General features: G+C 63.0%; 4 protein-coding genes and 1 pseudogene. All 5 read left to right on the top strand.

Annotated elements, in window-relative coordinates:
- A pseudogene (locus AC07XM_RS25240) lies at positions 1-136 on the top strand (electron transfer flavoprotein subunit beta/FixA family protein); the annotation flags it as partial.
- A complete protein-coding gene (locus AC07XM_RS25235; protein WP_495045738.1) occupies positions 137-1066 on the top strand; it encodes an electron transfer flavoprotein subunit alpha/FixB family protein in 930 nt (309 codons plus the stop codon).
- Positions 1067-1141: 75 nt separating this feature from the next.
- Positions 1142-1963, top strand: coding sequence for a substrate-binding periplasmic protein (locus AC07XM_RS25230; protein ID WP_102690052.1), 822 nt, complete (start codon positions 1142-1144; stop codon positions 1961-1963).
- A 9-nt stretch (positions 1964-1972) separates the two neighbouring features.
- The gene (locus tag AC07XM_RS25225; protein ID WP_016488287.1) at positions 1973-2326 is read left to right on the top strand and encodes a DUF4398 domain-containing protein; all 354 of its coding nucleotides are present in this window, start codon (positions 1973-1975) and stop codon (positions 2324-2326) included.
- Positions 2323-3135 carry an OmpA family protein gene (locus AC07XM_RS25220; protein WP_102690051.1) on the top strand — a complete coding sequence of 271 codons (813 nt, stop codon included), beginning with the start codon at positions 2323-2325 and terminating at the stop codon, positions 3133-3135. The genes AC07XM_RS25225 and AC07XM_RS25220 overlap by 4 nt, the downstream gene beginning before the upstream one ends.
- Positions 3136-3153 lie beyond the last annotated feature (18 nt).

The raw sequence follows: 3153 nt of genomic DNA, 5'->3' as shown, positions 1-3153 counted from the left end.
CGATCTGGGCGTTTCGCTCGCCTCCACCAACAAGACCCTGAAAGTCGAAGCGCCGGCTGCCCGCAGCGCGGGTATCAAGGTCAAGTCGGTGGCCGAACTGGTCGAGAAGCTGAAGAACGAAGCGAAGGTAATCTAAATGACTATCCTGGTTGTCGCTGAATACGAGAACGTTGCAGTCGCACCGTCTACCCTGAACACTGTTGCCGCAGCTGCCAAGATCGGTGGTGATGTGCACGTGCTGGTCGCTGGCCAGAACGTCGGTGGCATTGCCGAGTCTGCTGCCAAGATCGCGGGTGTGGCGAAAGTGCTGGTTGCCGACAACGCAGCTTACGCACACGTCCTGCCGGAGAACGTGGCGCCGCTGATTGTCGAGTTGGCCAACGGTTACAGCCACGTGCTGGCCCCGGCCACCACCAACGGCAAGAACATCCTGCCACGCGTTGCCGCACTGCTGGATGTGGACCAGATCTCCGAGATCATCTCGGTCGAGTCCGCCGACACCTTCAAGCGCCCGATCTATGCCGGTAACGCCATTGCCACCGTGCAATCGAGCGCTTCGGTCAAGGTCATCACCGTGCGTACCACCGGCTTCGACCCAGTCGCCGCCGAAGGTGGCTCGGCCGCTGTTGAAGCGGTGGGTGCCGCGCACAACGCCGGTATCTCGGCCTTTGTCGGTGAAGAGCTGGCCAAGTCCGACCGCCCGGAACTGACCGCTGCCAAGATCGTCGTTTCCGGCGGCCGCGGCATGGGCAACGGTGACAACTTCAAACACTTGTACAGCCTGGCCGACAAGCTGGGCGCTGCCGTTGGTGCTTCGCGCGCTGCGGTCGACGCAGGCTTCGTGCCGAACGACATGCAGGTCGGCCAGACCGGCAAGATCGTTGCGCCACAGCTGTACATCGCCGTCGGTATCTCCGGCGCGATCCAGCACCTGGCCGGCATGAAAGACTCCAAAGTGATCGTTGCGATCAACAAGGACGAAGAAGCGCCGATCTTCCAGGTGGCCGATTACGGCTTGGTCGCTGACTTGTTCGAAGCGGTTCCGGAGCTGGAAAAGCTGGTCTGATCCGCCTGCTTCACTTATAAAGAACCCGGCCCTCGCATTGAGGGTCGGGTTTTTTTATGGGTTGAGGAGTGAGGGATGACGTTGTGCGGAACGGGCAGGGCGCTGGTATGCATGGCGGCGTTGGCGTCGCCGCTGGCCATGGCAGCAGGCAAGTGTGAGCGCCTGGTGGCAACCGGCAGCCCCGATGCGCCGCCCTACTCTTGGCAGGACCCGAAAGACCCGAAACATTTGATCGGTGCCAACGTGGACCTGTTGCGCCAGGTGGCTGGCGAGCTGGGCGTGAAGGTGGAGGTGCTGAATGCCGGCCGTCGCGACCAGGCCCTGGAAGAGGTGCGCAGCGGGCGTATGGACCTGCTGCTCGATACACCCATGCAGGTCGAACAGCTCACCGCGCTGGACTACATCCACCCACCCCTTCAGCTCAACGAATACCTGGTGTGGACACGCCATGACGCCGAGTTGACGTTCGATGGCCCGGCGGACCTGGCCAAATACCAGGGCAGCTTGTCCGAACGCGCGCGCCTGACCCCGGCCTTTACCGCGTTTGCCAAGGCCCAGCTGAAGCTGGTGCCGGCGCAGAACCTGACCCAGGCATTCCAGAAGCTGGTGCTTGGCCAAGTGGATTATGTGCTCGCCGGCCGCTATTCGGGCATGGCCATGGCCCAGAGCCTGGGCATGAACAATGACCTGATCGCCCGCGGCCTGCCGGTGGACCGGCCAGGTCTGTATTTGGCCCTTTCCCACAACTCGGCATGCAATGACAGCTGGTTGCGTGGGCAATTGGCAAAAAAACTGACAGAATTGCCGATCTCCGGTGCGTCCGAGGCCGTCCTGCAACGAAATGTCGAGCGCTGGAAAGCGCAATTGCAGGTGCCGGCGGACGCCCCCAAACACTAGGAAGATTGCGTGAGAACCCAACCACTAATCCTTGCCTTGGCCGTGCTCGGCCTGGCTGGCTGCGCCAATGATCCGGCCCCTGACGAGCAGATGCGCATTTCCGAACAGGCACTGGAGCAGGCCAGGGCCGTAGGTGCCACCGAGCAGGTCGAGACGCTGAAGATGGCTGAAGACAAGCTGGCCCGGGCCAAGACCAACATGCTGACCGAAGATTACCGCGATGCGCGCATGCGCGCCGAGCAGGCCGAACTGGATGCTCGCCTGGCCGAGGCCCAGGTGCTGAACCAGAAGAGCGAAGAGCAGTTGCAGCTGCTGCAGTCGCGGGTCAAGCGCTTGCGCAAGCAGCTGGAGGTGCAGCCATGATCCGCCGTACGCCATTTGCCGCGTTGGCGTTGCTGGCGCTGGCAGCAGCCTTGCAAGGTTGCGCCAGCCAACGCAGCTCTGCAGCGCTGGAGGAAGCCAGTGCCACTTTCGCCAAGGTCAAGGATGATTCCGATGTGCTGCGCAGTGCGCCGCGTGACGTGATCCGCGCGGGCGAGTCGCTGGCCCGTGCCGAGCGCCTGTCCAGCTACATCGGCACCGGTTCCGATGTGCGTCATTACGCTTACCTGAGCCAGCGTTACAGCGAGATTGCCAGTGAGCATGCCAAGCTGGCGCTGAACCAGGAGCGCCAGGCCAAGCTTGACCTCGAGCGTCAGCGCCTGCAGCTGGCTTTGCGCGAGGCCAAGCTGGCCAGCGTGCAGCAGCAGGGCAAGTGGGTCGAGTCGCAGATCGCGGCGCTGGCTTCGGAGCAAGCCGACCGTGGCCTGGTGATGACCCTGGGTGACGTGCTGTTCGATACTGGGCGTGCCGACCTGAAAAACTCGGCCAGCCGTACCGTACTCAAACTGGTGCAGTTCCTTCAGCTGAACCCGCGACGGGTGGTGCGTATCGAGGGTTATACCGACAGCACTGGCGCCGCCGAGGACAACCTGAACCTGTCCCGTGACCGGGCGCAGGCCGTGGCCGACATGCTGGTGGACCTTGGCATCGACGAAAAGCGCCTGCAGGTCGAGGGCTATGGCGACCAGTACCCGATCGAGGCCAATGCCTCTGAGCGGGGCAGGGCGCAGAACCGCCGGGTGGAGATCGTCTTCTCCGACGACAAAGGCAAGCTCGCGCCCGCGCGCTGAGTTACAGCTCCCACAGGG

Source organism: Pseudomonas sp. GW460-LB5 (genome assembly GCF_059423245.1).
The sequence above is the reverse complement of the archived record's forward strand: the minus strand, read 5'-3'. Positions and strand labels throughout refer to the sequence as shown.

What these genes read in the sequence shown, in the direction of transcription:
- AC07XM_RS25235 (WP_495045738.1), top strand. Translation starts at nt 137, where the DNA reads ATGACTATCCTGGTTGTCGCTGAATACGAGAACGTTGCAGTCGCACCG.
- AC07XM_RS25230 (WP_102690052.1), top strand. Translation starts at nt 1,142, where the DNA reads ATGACGTTGTGCGGAACGGGCAGGGCGCTGGTATGCATGGCGGCGTTG.
- AC07XM_RS25220 (WP_102690051.1), top strand. Translation starts at nt 2,323, where the DNA reads ATGATCCGCCGTACGCCATTTGCCGCGTTGGCGTTGCTGGCGCTGGCA.